Source organism: Paenibacillus sp. FSL R7-0198 (genome assembly GCF_038000415.1).
Classification (GTDB): Bacteria; Bacillota; Bacilli; order Paenibacillales; family Paenibacillaceae; genus Paenibacillus.
On sequence record NZ_JBBOCB010000001.1, the window covers coordinates 4157772 to 4173356 of the forward strand.

The following is a 15585-nucleotide window of genomic DNA, read 5'->3' on the forward strand; positions in this document are numbered from 1 at the left end:
GGAATTGATCAGCCGGCTGCCCGATCAGGCAGCCGGTTTTGCTGCTATTAAATGACCGAGACCGAGAGGAGCGAACGCAAGATATGCTGTTGGAGATGGAGCACATTACAAAGAAATACGGCGGCTTCACCGCTAACCGGGACATCCGTTTTAATTTGCGTGAGGGAGAGATTCATGCCCTTGTCGGTGAGAACGGAGCCGGTAAAACAACCTTGATGCGTATGCTGTACGGTATGGAACAGCCTACGTCAGGAACAATCAAAGTCCGTGGACGCGAGGTAAGCTTTGCTACGCCTTCCCAGGCGATGGCAAGTGGCATCGGCATGGTGCACCAGCATTTCATGCTGTTCCCTTCCTTTACGGTGGCGGAGAACATCGTGATCGGACGCGAACCGGCTAAGGCAGGCGCATTTGACCGCAAAAAAGCAGCGGCCCAGGTGAACGAGCTTGGCAGACAATATGGCATGCCGGTTGACCCGTGGAAAAAAGTGTCCGAGTGCCCGCTTGGCATGCAGCAGCGTGTTGAAATTCTCAAGGTGCTGCATCAGGGCGCAGACATCATTATATTGGACGAACCTTCAGCGGTACTGACACCGCTTGAAGTGAAGGAACTGCTGGCGAATATGAAATCTCTCGCCAAGCTGGGCAAAACCTTTGTACTGATCACGCACAAGCTGCAAGAAGTCATGGATGTAGCCGACCGGATCACGGTACTTCGGGATGGTCAGGTGACAGGTACGTTGGAAGCGAAGGATACACATGTGGAGGAATTGTCCCGTCTGATGGTTGGTCGTGAACTTGTGCGTATGGACAAGCAGCCATCGGTTCCAGCGGAAGCTGTTCTTCAGGTGGAAGGGGTCAATCTGTCCGGAGCGAAGGATCGTTCCGCGCTCAAGGACATCCACATGGAGGTACGAAAAGGCGAGGTTGTTGGTATAGCCGGTATCTCGGGTAACGGCCAGTCTGAATTGATACAAGTGATTGCGGGACTCCGTAAGGCTGACAGTGGTCGTGTCTTGCTCTCCGGGCAGGATACAACCAACTGGCCTGTACGGCGCATCCGGGAGCATGGACTTGCTCATATTCCGGAAGATCGTTACATGTGGGGAGCGGCCAAGGATGCGAGCGTTCGCGAGAACGGGCTAATGGGACACCATCATCGCTTACAGTCACGCGGCATTATCAAAGCTAAAGCAGCAAAAACGATGGTAGAGAGTTGGATCAAACAGTTCAGCATCAAGACGGGTTCTGCGGAGACCAAGGCACAATTCCTGTCCGGAGGAAACTTGCAGAAGTTGATTGCTGCCCGTGAATTTGCACAAGATACACCGTTTCTGATTGCAGCCGAACCGACTCGTGGTGTTGATATCGGAGCGATGGAGACGATTCATGCCGAATTACTGCGCAAACGCAGTGAGGGTGCGGGTATTCTGCTCGTTTCATCAGAGTTGTCCGAAATTTTGCAATTATCTGATCGCATTATTGTCATGTATGAAGGAGAAATTGCCGGAGAATTGAGAGCAGAGGAAGCAACTGAGGAACAGATCAGCTTGTTAATGGCAGGAGGGAAAGAGCGGATATGAATCGGGTAAAAGAAACACTTCGCGGACTCGTACAGCCGCTGCTTGCCGTATTCATCGGTCTGCTTGCAGGGGCTGTGGCGATTCTGATCGTTGGCGGTAATGTGGTGGATACGTATGCGGAGATGTGGAAAGGGGCCTTCGGCAACTTCTACTTCTTCACCAATACGTTGGCTCGTTCCACACCAATCATCTTGGCGGGACTTGGCGTAGCATTGGCATTCCGTGCCGGATTTTTCAATATGGGAGCCGAAGGCCAGATGATTCTTGGCGGGCTCAGTGCGGCGCTCACGGCGCTTTATCTGCCAGGCCCAGGCTGGTTTGTGTGTATTGCTGCGATTGTGGCTGGTATTGTTGCCGGTGGAATCTGGTCCCTGTTTGCAGGTTGGCTGGATGCTCGGTTTGGCATGAACTTGTTGATCACAACCTTACTACTTAATTATATTGCCATTTATTTTGGTGGCTACATGGTCTCCTATCCATTTAAAGATCGGACTGGATCAGCAGCGATGGCGCAGACACCCATGATTGATCAGAGTATCTGGTTGCCGAAGTTGTTCCAAGGTATGGGGCTACATGCTGGCTTCATTATTGCCATCGTAGCGGCTATTCTGATCTACTGGTTCACCCACAAAACGGTGACTGGTTACGAGATCCGCATGCTCGGAAGTAACCCGTCCTTTGCAACCTACGGTGGTGTTCGCCGCATTCGCATGATGATGTTGTCCATGGTCATTAGTGGTGGACTTGCTGGACTGGCAGGTGCGGGAGAAGTGCTCGGTACACAGTACCGTTTCCTTGATGGCTCACTGTCATCGGCAAGTTACGCATGGAGCGGTATTATGGCAACGCTGCTTGCCCGCTCGCATCCACTCGGTACAGCTGTGGCAGCTATTTTGCTGGCTGCGTTACAGACAGGTGCCATGGGGATGGAACGGAATACGGATGTGCCGCTGGAAGTTGGCAGTGTCATTCAGGCTGTATTGACGTTATTTGTATCAGCTCAGATCGGTTATTCATTCCTGAAGCGGAGAAAGGAGAAAAAGTCCAATGCAACAACTGTTTGATGCAGCCATGTTTGGCTCAACCTTGCGGATTATGACTCCAATCCTGCTTGCAGCGCTCGGTGGGGCTTTATGTTCCCGTGTCGGTCTGTTCAACGTGGGTCTCGAGGGACTGGTTTTGATCGGTGCGTTCTCCGCCATTGTCGGTAATTATCTGTTTGGCAATGTACTGTTGGCTGTACTCTTTTCCATTATTATTGTGATGTTATTCTCGGCGCTCTTTGCCTTTATAAGTATTAATCTCAAGGCTAACGCCATCGTGGTCGGGATCTCGCTCAACTTCCTGGCTGCGGGGGTGACGACCTTTGCACTGCGTGCGATTTTTGATGTAAAGGGTGCATACTATGACAAAGACATGGTGGGACTTCCCAAGTGGGATATTCCGCTGATTAAGGACATTCCGTGGGTCGGCGATGTAATATCGGGACATAGTCCCCTGGTCTATCTCGGCATTGTGCTCGTGATTGCATTACAATTCTATCTGTTCAAAAGTGTATCCGGCTTCCGCCTGCGTTCCGTCGGTGAGAACCCGATTGCAGCACAGAGCATCGGGATCAAGGTACGTGGCATCCAGTATGGTGCCGTTCTGATGTGCGGCGTATTGTGTGCCCTGGCTGGAGCACAGTTGTCGCTTGGTCAGGTGACGATGTTTACCGAAGGTATGACCGCGGGTCGTGGTTTTATCGCACTGGTCGCAACGATGCTGGGACAAGCGAACCCGCTGGGCGTCATGGGCTCCAGTGTGCTATTTGGCTTCATGGAAGCATTGAGTATTCGTCTGCAAGGCTTCTCCTTGCCAACCCATTTCACGTTGATGCTGCCGTATATTGTGACGCTGGTCGCGATGTTCTTTTTCAAAGACCGTACCTATGCACAGGATGCACTGAAAGCGGGCGGAAGCTCGCGTTAATTCCTGAATGTCTATGTTAGAGGCAGAAGAAGAAGGAGGAAGCTCACTTGCATAACAAGGCTGAACGTTTGAAAAAAGGAAAAACCCCGGCACCCAAAGCAGGCATTGATCATGGAGATCGCTTGCCACCGGGACAGATGCTGACGGAGAAATTCCCGATTCTGCATGAAGGGGAAGTGCCGGAATATGACTTGTCCACATGGGACCTGAAAGTATTCGGCGAAGTGGAAGAGGAGAAGGTGTTCTCTCTAGCTGAGTTGCAGGCAATGCCTCAGGTGAACACAGTGAGTGATATTCACTGTGTCACACGCTGGTCGAAATTCGATACGCCGTGGGAAGGTATTCGCTTCTCCGATTTTGTGAAACTTCTGGGGGTTAAACCGGAAGCGAAATACGTCATGATCCATGCAGATCATGATTATGAGACAAATGTACCGCTTGAAGAATTGATGCATGATGATGTACTGCTTGCATTCAAATATAACGGCGAGCCACTAACGCCCAAGCATGGTTTTCCGCTGCGTATGGTCGTGCCACAACTCTACTTCTGGAAGAGTGCGAAGTGGATACGTGGTCTGGAATTTATGACAGAAGACCGTAACGGATTCTGGGAAGTGAACGGTTTCCACCATTTTGCCGATCCGTTCAAGGAGCAACGCTTCTCGGGTGAAGATCTGCCGATTCCGGAAGACGAGTGGACGAAGAAGGAGTTTGATTGATATGTTGATGCCTATTTTGCAGATTCATTCGGAAGACATGCCGGCATACGCCATCGTCTGTGGTGATCCGGCACGTGCGGAGAAGATTTCCCGTAAGCTGGAGCAGGCGAGAGAACTGGCGTTCAGTCGGGAGTATCGTACATTTGTTGGATTGTATGAAGGGGTACAGATCGCTGTGGTCAGCCATGGTGTAGGTTCACCTGGAGCAGCTGTCTGTTTCGAGGAATTGATTCGCGCGGGTGTAACAACTCTGATTCGTGTAGGTACAGCGGGATCGTATACAGCCGATTATCCAGCAGGCAGTGTGATTGTGAGTACAGCCGCTGTTCGTACGGACGGGTTAACTCGCCAACTGGTACCGGATGGTTTCCCAGCGGTAGCGGACATTGGGGTGACACAAGCGTTGATCGAGGCTGCTCGTGAGCAGGGTAGCGCGGATGCTGCGACGTTTGCAGGCAAAGTGGGCGTTGGTATCACCGTAACGCTGGATGCATTCTTTGCAGGCGTGGAAGAGATCCCACACCGCAAGTACAAGCAGGCTGGAGCACTTGCAGCTGAGATGGAAATTGCGGCGCTCTACATCGTCAGCACCTTGCGTGGCGCTCGCGCCGGAGCGATTGTCGCGATCGATGGATTCGCGGACAGTGATCTGGCTGCCGAGTATGATCCGCATACGGATGCGGTTGGACAAGCGGTTGAGCGCGAGATTAATGCAGCGCTACATGCGCTAGTCGCGCTTGCTCGTCAGGATCAGGCATAGGTTGGCTAAGGCAAGGATGAGTTGGTGTTCATTGTAACAAAGCTAAATAGTAGAAGTTGTCCATTGGATGTGGATAATATAAAAGGGCGTCCCGAAAGGTCACGAATATGACCTAGGGGCGTCCTTTCCTTTTTAATTTCTCCATTTTTGGTTAAGTGGAGCCTTTTAAATAAACTGAAAAAGAAGAGGGGATGCAGGTACAGTAGCGAATTGTATTTGCAGGGCAAGTCATTAAATTAGGAGAGTGATTAAATATGGGTTGGAGTGAATTACGTGAAATTCCTAATGAATACAGCGATGAGGTACAACGGATTGATGAGCAACTTTTGAAACTGGTTGCAGCCAGAAAGGACATAACCGGAGCTGTCCAATACCAGCCTCCTCAAAGTACCATCGATGAATGGGTGAGCTTACTGGATATGAAGGAGGAAGATATCCGATATGTTCTCCGTAGCGTGCAGCCGATGCCGCAAAGGCACTACTATCCAAGTGAACCTCTCCAATTGACAAGTGTGGTGCCGATTATGAAGAAAATGATCAAAGATTCGTGTGAGTATATGATTACGCATTCAATGCAATATGAAGGCGAAAGCCTCGTTTACGTGGAAATTCGATATAAGGGGAATGAAGCTGAGCGTATACAAATGGTTCCACATTTGGCTCTGGAAATATTCAGCGAACAGAGACATATAACCATGAGACATGGTAGTCGAGGAGGAGGTGGGGAGACTCAAATTAGTTTCCGAGTGGTTCCTGCTCTTCCTTCTTCTCTGGATAACGTTCGATTCTCCTTGATTCCCTCAATACCAGAGATGGAATACAAAGTAGAGGAAATCATTTTGGATAAACAGGTTGATTTCGATTAACGGGGAACAGGATATATCATGAAAAATGACGTATGGATAATGCGCATGTACTAAGGGCGCAAAATCTATACGTCATTATGTGTATCAGGGGTAATAACACCTTGTTCTTTCTCAAATTCTTCAATATGTTGTTCAATAAGATACTCAATTTGCATTGCAATAGATCGTTTGTTTATGGAGCTATGTGAATATGTTAAGCCAGAGGGGATGGCTTTATTTTTGGACTATTGTAATGTAATAACCCTTCTTCAGGGTACAGCAGAGTCAGTAATGTACGAGCAAGGGTTTAGAGATGGATTTAGCTTAATAAAGTTAATGTTTAATTCAAATAACACATAACTTGGGGGACGGCCTGATCCTCGAAGAGAATGATAATGCAGAAAGTGGGCACGTTATATAAAGGAACATCAACCATGAATACGAAAAAGGGAGGACTCTACGATGACACAGAACAATCAACCTCAGGACGAGGCGGAAATTCGCAACAAGTTGGATGAAGACGGGGATTCCTTGATGGAGAAAAAGAAGATTCTAAGCGGAGTGGACATTGAGCCGCAGGCGGATGAATGGGCTGCGAAGCCATCACCTGTTGCTTTTAATGAAGGAAATGCTTCTTCGAAAAAATAAACAACATGAGCATCACATTCGCTTTGTAAAATGTAAATAAATTTAGCGAAGCAGGTACCCTTATGGTATCTGCTTTTTGGTTGTATAATAATGTAAAATTCAGTAGATGAAAGAGTGATGGGGATGAGTAAGGGGAAGATTAACATCCGAAAGGCAGAAATGAGGGACTACTCTGGCGTGTCATTGTTGATGGATGAGTTGCACCAGATGCATGTCGAGGGGCGGCCCGATCTATACAGAGCGTTAGAGACGAGAATGGAGGAAAAGGAGTTCACCGAACTGCTGGAAACGGACAAGCGTTATCTGTATGTTGCCGAGTCTTCGGAAACGGGTTTGATTCTGGGTTACGGGAGTGCGCAGTTAAGTGTTATTCAAGATAACTCGTTGATGGTGGATCGCAAGATGCTGTACATCCATGAACTTGTAGTGGATACCAAGCATCGGGGCCAAGGAACAGGCAAACAGTTACTAGAAGCATTCATCGAGCTAGGGAGAGAGCTTCAGGCAGACAGCGTGGAATTATCCGTGTCGACTTTTAACTCTGGGGCACAGGCTTTCTATGAACAGATGGGTCTGGTCGTCCGCAGCAGCAGGATGGAGTATACCTTATAAGATGAACTGCTCTATTTAATTTTAGGAAGTAAATCATCCATTTTTATTAAAATATCAAAACACTCTTGAATACCCCCATGGGGTATGTTACTCTTAGAAAAGAACGAAAGAAAAGGGGTGTTCAGATGGAACATCAGAGCCATCCCGAGGAACCTTTGCAATCCTCCAAGTCCGATTCAACGGAAGCTTTGGCTACAGTTCAAGAAGAAGCGGTATCCTGTCATGCCGAGGGCAGTGATGGGAAGCATGTGCGCAAGAGTCACCATTCGCAGGAGATGAAGAGTAACCTGGTTTCTCGTTTGAACCGTGTGGAAGGTCAGATTCGCGGGATCAAGGGATTGATCGAGAAGGATACGTACTGTGATGATGTGCTGACGCAGATTGCGGCGGCTCAGTCTGCTCTTAATTCAGTAGGCAAACTTTTGCTTGAAGGCCATATGAAGAGCTGTATCGTTGAGCGTATTCAGGCTGGTGAACATGAGGTTGTGGATGAACTGCTGGTTACGATGCGGAAGTTAATGAAGTAAGCTGAATCAATTCACCTATTTAATTTATCATTTAATATACCCCAAGGAGGAATTTACAATGTCTAATGTTACGTTGAACGTTACGGGAATGTCTTGCAATCACTGTGTGAAGTCGGTTGAAGAAGCTGTGAAGAATACCGGAGCGAGTGGTAAGGTTGATCTGGCAGCAGGAACAGTAGCGGTGGAATATGATGAGCAGACGGTGAACGTGGATCAGATCAAAGCTGCGATTGAAGATCAGGGATACGATGTAGTCTAACGGGATCACAGGCTTAAACCGAACATGCTCATGGGCGAAAAAGAGGTCAGAGTACCTTTTTCCAAGAGTCAGGTTTAAGCCTAATTTTCTGTCTGATATATACCCCTTGGGGGTATAATGAAATGCAACATACAAAAATTGAATCGACATGAAAGGAGCTGACATGATGGATAACTCAACGAATAAACCAATGGATAGATCATCCGAACCCACACCAATGCCACCTATGGCAGAAGCACCAGGACTGAAGGCAACACTGCACATCACGGGCATGACTTGTGCTGCATGTTCGACACGAGTGGAGAAGGGCTTGTCCCGTATGGAAGGGGTGCATCAGGCCAATGTGAATCTTGCCATCGAACAGGCAACCGTATCTTATGATCCGAAGACAACCAACGTGAATGCGTTGCGGGATAAAGTCGAGGCGCTTGGTTACGGGACGGTGTCCGAATCGGTTGATCTGAACATTACGGGGATGACGTGTGCTGCCTGTTCTGCCCGGATTGAAAAAGGTCTCTCCCGACTACCGGGGGTATCTCAGGCGAATGTGAATCTGGCGCTGGAAACAGGGCATATCGAATATGCCGCTGGTGCATTGAAACCTTCGGATATTACCGCCAAGATCAAGCAGATGGGCTACGGTGCTGAACTGCAATTGACGCAAGAAGAGACCACATCGGTTCGTGAACGTGAGCTGCAACGCAAAAAGTGGAAATGGATGATATCTGCGTTGTTATCGATTCCTTTACTGTGGGCAATGGTCGGGCATTTCTCGTTCACATCCGGAATCTATGTCCCAGATCTCTTCATGAACCCTTGGTTCCAGCTGATTCTGGCAACGCCGGTACAGTTCGTGATTGGGTGGCAGTTCTATGTGGGGGCGTACAAAGCCTTACGTAACCGCAGTGCCAATATGGACGTTCTCGTGGCACTGGGTACCAGCGCAGCGTTTTTCTACAGTCTGTATCTGACCTTATCCAGTGGGTATTTACCTTCTACAACCATGGATCACGGCGCGATGGGAACGAGCACAGCCGCCATGCCTTCGGTAGAACTCTATTATGAGACAAGTGCAATTCTAATTACGTTAATTTTACTGGGAAAATGGTTCGAAGCTGTGGCGAAAGGTCGCTCTTCGCAGGCAATCAAAAGCCTGATCGAACTGGCTCCACGTGAAGCCCGTGTCATCCGTGACGGACAGGAAGTTATGGTTCCTGCCGCATATGTTGCGGTGGGTGACTTGGTTCTGGTGAAGCCGGGTGATAGCATCCCGGTGGATGGTATTGTTGAAGAAGGCCAATCCTCAGTAGATGAATCCATGTTAAGTGGAGAGAGCCTTCCCGTGGATAAAAAACCGGGAGATCCCGTTACAGGTGCTACGCTGAACAAAAATGGGGTGTTACGACTACGTGCGACCCGAGTGGGATCGGATACGGCTTTGTCCCAAATCATTAAAGTAGTCGAGCAAGCTCAGGGCTCCAAAGCACCGATCCAACGGATCGCAGATGTCATTTCAGGCATATTTGTTCCCATTGTCGTGGGTATTGCCGCGCTGACATTCCTGATCTGGTATCTGTTTGCAAGTCCAGGTGACTTCGCTGGTTCCCTTGAAAAAGCGATTGCTGTGCTCGTCATTGCCTGTCCATGTGCACTGGGGCTGGCAACGCCGACCTCTGTCATGGCTGGATCAGGACGTGCGGCTGAATATGGCATTCTGTTCAAAGGCGGCGAACATCTGGAGTCGGCACAACAGATTCAGACCGTGGTGCTCGACAAAACAGGTACAGTAACCCAAGGCAAACCGGTCCTTACCGATGTTGTAACGGCTCCGAATTGGACGGAATCCGATCTGCTTGAGCGTATAGGATCGGCCGAACAGAGTTCCGAGCATCCGCTGGCAGAGGCGATTGTTGCGGGTATCCGTGCCAAGGGTCTGGAGTTAACCCCAACAGAGAAGTTTGAGAACATACCGGGATACGGTGTGCGAGCTTCAGCAAAAGGGCAGGAAATTCTGGTCGGCACGCGTCGTTTGCTTGCAGATGCAAAGGTGAATGTCTCTGAGGAAACCGTTCAGCAGATGAACCGTCTGGAAGAACAAGGGCGTACAGCGATGCTGGTCGCGGTGGATGGTCAGTGGGCAGGGATCGTGGCTGTGGCTGACACCATCAAGGATACTTCTCGTGAAGCCATCGGTCGTCTTCAAGCGATGGGGATCGATGTCATTATGATCACGGGAGACAATGAGCGGACTGCTCGCGCTGTAGCAGAACAGGCAGGGATCGGTAAAGTTCTGGCTGAGGTTCTGCCGGAAGGCAAAGCCGCGGAAGTGAAGAAACTTCAGGAGAGTGGCCTGAAAGTCGCGATGGTAGGTGACGGCATTAATGATGCTCCGGCACTCGCTACTGCTGATATTGGGATGGCCATCGGAACAGGAACGGATGTAGCGATGGAAGCGGCGGATATTACGTTGATGCGTGGTGATCTGAACAGCATTGCAGATGCAATTGAGATGAGCCGGCGCACGATGGGTAACATCAAACAAAACCTGTTCTGGGCACTCGGATACAACGTTATTGGTATTCCCATTGCGGCAGTTGGCTTCTTGGCTCCATGGCTGGCAGGGGCGGCGATGGCGTTCAGCTCCGTATCGGTTGTACTGAATTCCCTACGTCTGCAACGCATGAAGCTGAAGAGAAATGACTGACCGACCTTTGTTTGGAGATATATTCAACGCCTCATTGTAATAAAGTGAGGATAATAAATGCGCGGTTCGCTGCAGCGGGCCGTGTTTTTTGTTGAGAAAAAACAGTTTGAATCGCCAGACAAGTGCGGTCTGAATCGTTGGTATAGATGTTCTTTTCTTCGGGAAAAGGATAGCATAATGCTCTTTTGTGAAAATGGATCAATTGTATTCATGAATAAAGCTAACGTTTTCTGAATTTTTCAAAAAATGAGTTGACAATATGGACATATTCACATAAAATTTAAACGATCGTTTGATTCAAACAACTGTTTAAATCAAATTAGAACTATTTGAGTAATGGAGGACACCTTTTATGTTACAGGCTTTACGTACATTGTTTAAAAAACCGCCAGTGATTGTAGGGATCGTAACAGCACTTATGTTTCAAGTGATCTTTAGCGTGATCTGGATGACCGCATATTCTGGAGTAAATGACCGTACGAAAGAATTGACGGTTGCGATTGTGAATGAGGACGGCGAAATGTCCAAAGGAATTGCAGACTCCCTCGCAGGAACACTGCCTTTCCACACCGTATCCAATCTGAGTGCGGCTGAAGCGTTGGATCAGCTGAATCATCACAAAGTACACATGGTGCTGGATATCCCGGCTGGGTTTAACGAATTGCTTCAGACCGCTGGCTCCACCGCCGAGATTAAATACACCATTAATGAAGCGAACCCGGTTACGATTAAAAGCATGATGCAAGGTGTATCACAAAGTGTGACAAACACGATTAACAAACAAGCTACAGCACAAGGGGTACAGACGGTGTTGACTGCTTCAGGCGCTCCTGCCGAACAGGCTGCTGAAGCCGCGACAAACCTGACTACCCGAGTAGAAGGAACGACAACGTCCATCAACCCGGTTAACGGGATGAATAATCAGATGGTGCCGATGATGATGGTACTGGCTTCCTATGTAGGTGCCATGATCATGGGGATGAACCTCCAGACAGCCATGGGTATGCTGTCATCTACCTATTCCCGATTGACTTTGTTTGGCGCGAGAGTAGTCATTAACGTGGGTTCTGCATTGGTCGTTTCCTTGCTGGGATCTTCACTGATTGTGGCACTGGGAGGACAGATTGCACAAGGATTCGTTGCATTCTGGTTGTTCCAGGCGCTCTTCCTGTGCACGTTCATGTTCTTCTCCCAGTTCTTCCTGATCTGCTTCGGACCTGCAGGAAGTCTGTTCAACATCATCTCACTGTCCTTGCAACTGGTATCTTCCGGTGCAATGGTACCGCGTGAATTGCTGAACAGCTTCTATAGCGGCATTGGGCAGTACCTGCCTGCAACATACGCCGTACAGGGTATTCTGAGCGTGCAGTTGGGAGGCCCGGGGGTTCAGTCTGCTGCGGGCTCTATCGTGATTGTACTGTTGGTTGCCGTTGCGTTGTCACTGGTCGTGACGTTGTTGAAAAAACAACGCATGCCAGCTATGGCTCCAAGCCCTGCTCAAGCAAACAACTAATACAACAGATGCATACCATTGCATCATAGGATAGGACAAGCACCCCGATGATTTTCATCGGGGTGCTTGGTGTAATATAATAGACAGATGAGTCGCTGGCTGCAGTCCTTGAGCTGGAGCGAATGAGATGAACGGACAAGAGGGAGCGGGACGGAATGACGGAACCGGAGTTGGATATCAAAACGAGGATATTGCTTGCAGCCAAGAAGCTTTTTGCACAGCAGGGGTATGACGGGACGAGTGTTCGTCAAATATGTGATGAGGCAGGTGCCAATGTGTCGTTGGTGTCTTATCATTTTGGCGGCAAAGAAAAGGTGTTCGAAGCGTTATTTGAGCATTTTTTCCCTGGGCATATGATGAACGCGCTGGCTGAAGAGTCCGTGTCCTCGCCTGTGGAAGGTATCCGCCGAATTATTGGTGAAGTTGTGAAGTTCACGATGACGGATCGGGAGATGAGCGATATTGTGCAGCTTGAAATTACACTGCGTACACATCGCACAGCTACCGTATTTCGTTTTTTGGACCCCGTCTGGACCCGAGTTAGGGAACTGCTGCAAGAGGGTAAGGATCAGGGATTGTTCCAGGTCGAGTCCGTATCTTATGCGATGCTTCAGGTTATGGGTGTGGCTTTGGCGCACAAACGGGCCAAGAATTCACGATTTGGCTTTGATTATCAGGATATGAATACAGACGAGCTCGCTGAGCAGACGATTGAGTTCGTACTTCGAGGATTGGGAGTGAACCACCATGAATGAAACCATTGAGTTGATGATGAAACACCGCTCTGTACGCAAATTCAAGCCAGACCCGGTAAGTGAAGAGCAGCTTGCAGCCATCGTAGCGGCTGGACAGATGGCTTCCTCTTCAAGTAGTGTGCAAGCCTATACCGTAATTGCTGTGACTGACTTAGAGCAGAAAGCCAAGCTGGCTGAATTGGCAGGCAACCAGGCCTATGTCAATGAATGTCCGGTATTTCTCGTATGGTGTGCTGATCTGTATCGGCTGAGTGATGCTGCGAAACGTCATCTTCCCGAGAAGGAATCGTATGCCGATTCAACCGAGAATTTCATGGTAGCTACGATTGATGCTGCACTTGCTTCCCAGAACGCCGCTCTTGCAGCGGAGTCACTAGGGTTCGGAATCGTATATATTGGCGGGCTTCGTACCCGAATTGAGGAAGTAGCCGAGTTGCTGGGTTTGCCGGAAGGAGTATATCCGGTGTATGGCATGTGTATTGGTGTTGCAGATCAGGAAACGGGAATTCGCCCGCGTCTGCCACTGGATGCAGTCCTGCATCGTAATCGTTATAATGCCGAGCAGAGCATCAAAGGTGTTGAGCAGTATGATGAGACAACGACGGCGTACATGAAAGAACGGACTAACGGTGAACGAACAACTCCATGGTCCGAACTGATGGCGAAGCGCCTGACTGAGCCGACAAGGTTGCAAGTGAGACCGTTCCTGGAAGGCAAAGGATTCTTGAAGCGTTAAGTTATATAGTAAATTAGAAGTCAGTCGGAGCGAAACCGACTGGCTTCTTTGTGCTTTGTTGTAAAGTGCTGTGTTGGCAGGGCAAGCGAGAGTGCTTGCTGCTACCAGCTGGTACTTAAGTTAAGCCATAGAAACGCTTTGTGTTCTGATAAAAGAGACGGGCGGCCCGCTCGGTTCCCATGCCAGTGATTTCACTCCATGCCTGGATGACCTGTCTGGTCATGGCCGGGTGTGTCATTCGTCCCTGAAATGGCCCTTCGAAGGGCCAAGGTCCGTCGGTCTCGGCCATCACTTGTTCTGATGGATATTGCCGGGCGAGTTCACGAATCTCTTCTTCATACCGAATATCCGGCGTGAAAGAGATGAAATAACCATTGTCAGCCATACGCCGTACCGTTTCGCGGGATCCTTTGAACCAATGGAAATGGGCGCGTCGGAACTGATATTGCTCCAGCAGATCACAGACGATATCTGCATCATCGTATACCGCATGAAGGACAAGTGGTTTGTTATGCTTTTTGGCAAGTTGGATGAAACGTTCAAGCAGCTTGATATACCCGCTCTGATCGAAGCGCTGCCCTGCCTGTTCCGCTTCCAGACGGTTGTAATAGGGAAGGCCGACTTCTCCTATTGCTATGGCTTGTCCCATATGCTTCTCGATCCATTGGAAGAACAGGTCCATTTCTTCAGCGGACGGCAGTTCCTGTTCTGGATGGAAACCGAAGGCTGGATAGATGGTGCGTGGATGTTGTTTTGCAAGCTCCAGATTGGCCTGGGCAGAAGCGAGATTCATGGACACGGCTATGACGGCTTCGACCTGCTGAGACGGGAAAGATAGCAGCATCTCGCGTTGTTCGTCAGGGGTATACTGATCGAAGTGAATATGAGCATCAATTAATGGTGCAAAAGCTTGAGAATGCACGAGGGAATTCCTCCTTGTGTTCATTTATATTCTAACTATGTTACGCAGAATTCATTGTGGTGGATCACCCATTAAAGGAAAATAATAACTTAAAAACCCGCGCTATCAAGATAGGCGGGCTTTCTGCTGTTCTTCTCTCATCCACTGTGCAATCTGCCGTTTACGCTCCAGAAAAGCGGATTCCTCCGTAATTTCTTCTCGTCTTGGGCGATCAAAAGGAACATGTACCTCGTGCAACACTGTTGCAGGTCGGTTGGATAACACATAGACCCGATCCGCAAGCAGCAGTGCTTCTTCGATATTATGGGTGATGAACAGCACCGAGCGGCGGTTCTGTTCCCAGATATCGAGCAGCCAGCGTTGCATGTCGCTACGTGTCAGTGCATCCAGCGCGCTGAAAGGTTCGTCCAGCAGCATGAGTTCCTGCGGACTGAGCAGGGCACGCAGAAATGCAGCACGCTGCTGCATTCCGCCAGACAGCATATGAGGGTATGCTTGCTCAAACCCGGCAAGACCCACGCTGCTTAACCACTTACGAGCTTCCGCAAGAGCTTCAGCCCGAGGAGGAGCGCTTGAAGCTACTTCACCAGCAAGTAGTACATTATCTTCAATGGTACGCCAAGGGAAAAGAGCGGGTTGTTGAGGCATATAACTAATCTTGCCACGTTGTCCCGTTACATTCTGACCGTTCATAAGCACTTGGCCTTCCTGTGGCTTCAGCAGACCGCCGATGATGTGGAACAGGGTGCTTTTGCCACAGCCGGATGGTCCAACGATAGCGACAAACTCGCCTTGCTCCACAGTCAGGGACAGGCCGTTCAGAACCGGTAACCTGCTCCGCCGTTCACGGAATGATGCATGAACATTAACAACGTCCAGTGCAGGTGGAACCGAAGCAGGAGTCGTATTGGCAGGTCGATTAGGCGTAGCCGAGTTTAACTTTTCACCGTGCGTTGGCTCCACTACACTTGCTCCTCGTCCAGGCTGGACTTGTTCGTCCTGTTGCCGATTCATATGGTCATCACTTCCTA

The 15585-nt window shown here is 49.3% G+C and carries 16 protein-coding genes; 14 read left to right on the forward strand and 2 right to left on the reverse strand.

All coding sequences use genetic code 11. The features are described 5' to 3' along the window. The first annotated feature begins 83 nt into the window (after positions 1 to 83). The 14 genes from MKY87_RS18105 (at position 84) to nfsA (ending at position 13632) form a co-directional block, all read left to right on the forward strand. Positions 84 to 1583 carry an ABC transporter ATP-binding protein gene (locus tag MKY87_RS18105; RefSeq protein ID WP_340967477.1) on the forward strand — a complete coding sequence of 500 codons (1500 nt, stop codon included), beginning with the start codon at positions 84 to 86 and terminating at the stop codon, positions 1581 to 1583. After that, a complete protein-coding gene (locus MKY87_RS18110) occupies positions 1580 to 2647 on the forward strand; it encodes an ABC transporter permease (protein ID WP_062837193.1) in 1068 nt (355 codons plus the stop codon). Before MKY87_RS18105 ends, MKY87_RS18110 begins: the two co-directional genes overlap by 4 nt. Further along, on the forward strand, positions 2631 to 3554 hold the full coding sequence (locus MKY87_RS18115; protein ID WP_017691011.1) for an ABC transporter permease: 924 nt from the start codon (positions 2631 to 2633) through the stop codon (positions 3552 to 3554). The genes MKY87_RS18110 and MKY87_RS18115 overlap by 17 nt, the downstream gene beginning before the upstream one ends. A gap of 47 nt (positions 3555 to 3601) precedes the next feature. Further along, entirely contained in the window at positions 3602 to 4273 is a 672-nt protein-coding gene (locus MKY87_RS18120) for a sulfite oxidase-like oxidoreductase (RefSeq protein ID WP_340910878.1), read from the forward strand. Between the two features lies 1 nt (position 4274). Further along, positions 4275 to 5033, forward strand: a complete 759-nt coding sequence (locus MKY87_RS18125; RefSeq protein ID WP_340965619.1) for a nucleoside phosphorylase — start codon at positions 4275 to 4277, stop codon at positions 5031 to 5033. Between the two features lie 254 nt (positions 5034 to 5287). Further along, positions 5288 to 5899 (forward strand): hypothetical protein, encoded by a 612-nt coding sequence (locus MKY87_RS18130; protein ID WP_340965620.1) that lies wholly within the window; start codon positions 5288 to 5290, stop codon positions 5897 to 5899. A 441-nt stretch (positions 5900 to 6340) separates the two neighbouring features. After that, positions 6341 to 6526 carry a hypothetical protein gene (locus tag MKY87_RS18135; protein ID WP_017691007.1) on the forward strand — a complete coding sequence of 62 codons (186 nt, stop codon included), beginning with the start codon at positions 6341 to 6343 and terminating at the stop codon, positions 6524 to 6526. A gap of 123 nt (positions 6527 to 6649) precedes the next feature. After that, positions 6650 to 7138, forward strand: coding sequence for a GNAT family N-acetyltransferase (locus MKY87_RS18140; RefSeq protein WP_339786852.1), 489 nt, complete (start codon positions 6650 to 6652; stop codon positions 7136 to 7138). A gap of 125 nt (positions 7139 to 7263) precedes the next feature. Next, positions 7264 to 7665, forward strand: a complete 402-nt coding sequence (locus MKY87_RS18145; protein WP_340965621.1) for a metal-sensitive transcriptional regulator — start codon at positions 7264 to 7266, stop codon at positions 7663 to 7665. Positions 7666 to 7723: 58 nt separating this feature from the next. Further along, positions 7724 to 7924, forward strand: coding sequence for a copper ion binding protein (locus tag MKY87_RS18150; RefSeq protein WP_017691004.1), 201 nt, complete (start codon positions 7724 to 7726; stop codon positions 7922 to 7924). A gap of 217 nt (positions 7925 to 8141) precedes the next feature. Then, on the forward strand, positions 8142 to 10628 hold the full coding sequence (locus tag MKY87_RS18155) for a heavy metal translocating P-type ATPase (protein ID WP_340967478.1): 2487 nt from the start codon (positions 8142 to 8144) through the stop codon (positions 10626 to 10628). Between the two features lie 352 nt (positions 10629 to 10980). Continuing rightward, positions 10981 to 12141: a YhgE/Pip domain-containing protein gene (locus tag MKY87_RS18160; RefSeq protein ID WP_338590320.1), complete on the forward strand. Its 1161-nt coding sequence runs from the start codon at positions 10981 to 10983 to the stop codon at positions 12139 to 12141. Positions 12142 to 12296: 155 nt separating this feature from the next. After that, positions 12297 to 12896 (forward strand): TetR family transcriptional regulator, encoded by a 600-nt coding sequence (locus tag MKY87_RS18165; protein WP_340965622.1) that lies wholly within the window; start codon positions 12297 to 12299, stop codon positions 12894 to 12896. Then, complete coding sequence (nfsA, locus tag MKY87_RS18170; RefSeq protein ID WP_340965623.1) at positions 12889 to 13632, forward strand: oxygen-insensitive NADPH nitroreductase; 744 nt, start codon at positions 12889 to 12891, stop codon at positions 13630 to 13632. The genes MKY87_RS18165 and nfsA overlap by 8 nt, the downstream gene beginning before the upstream one ends. A gap of 115 nt (positions 13633 to 13747) precedes the next feature. Here nfsA and MKY87_RS18175 read toward each other — a convergent pair whose 3' ends face one another. After that, positions 13748 to 14578 carry a TatD family hydrolase gene (locus tag MKY87_RS18175; protein WP_340965624.1) on the reverse strand — a complete coding sequence of 277 codons (831 nt, stop codon included), beginning with the start codon at positions 14576 to 14578 and terminating at the stop codon, positions 13748 to 13750. An 81-nt stretch (positions 14579 to 14659) separates the two neighbouring features. Then, positions 14660 to 15568, reverse strand: coding sequence for an ABC transporter ATP-binding protein (locus MKY87_RS18180; RefSeq protein ID WP_339786840.1), 909 nt, complete (start codon positions 15566 to 15568; stop codon positions 14660 to 14662). Between the last annotated feature and the right edge of the window lie 17 nt (positions 15569 to 15585).